Source organism: Alteromonas sp. 5E99-2, assembly GCF_017368475.1.
In the GTDB taxonomy this organism is placed as follows: domain Bacteria; phylum Pseudomonadota; class Gammaproteobacteria; order Enterobacterales; family Alteromonadaceae; genus Alteromonas_F.
In genome coordinates this window covers 1-470 of the sequence record NZ_JAFNJE010000083.1, presented here as the reverse complement: position 1 = coordinate 470, position 470 = coordinate 1, and the positions used below count along the sequence as shown (strand labels likewise).

Here is a 470-nt window from a genome sequence, read left to right as displayed (position 1 = left end):
AGCTTGTTTGAAGCTTCGACGGTAGCGCAAATCGCGCAATTGTTTGTTGCGTTGACTGAGCAAGTATTAGCGTCACCGGATGTCCCGTTAGCTCAGTTGTCATTGCCAGTGCACAGTGAAAGCCAAGGTAAAGGAGTTGATTTCTCACATGATAATGTCTTGTCTCTATTCCAAAACAGTGTTGAGCGTCATGGCAATGCAATTGCCGTTACTGATGGTGACAATAGTCTAAGTTATGAAGCCTTAGATGCACGTTCAACTGCGTTAGCAGGGCAGTTACAAGCTCATGGGGTTAGTCATGGCGACTGTGTAGGTATGCTTGCAGAGCGTAGTTGTGACTTTGTGGTTGGGATATTAGCGGTATTAAAATCAGGTGGAATGTACTTACCGTTAGACAGTAAGCAGCCGGCTCAGCGCATACAGTTTCAACTGATAGACAGTGCAGCCAAGGTGGTCTTAACGACAGCAGA

General features: G+C 46.2%; 1 protein-coding gene. It reads left to right on the top strand.

Going from position 1 to position 470, the window contains the following annotated elements; genetic code table 11:
• Window positions 1–470 (top strand): AMP-binding protein (locus tag J3L16_RS16555; protein WP_207614058.1); only part of this gene is annotated, 470 nt, incomplete at both ends.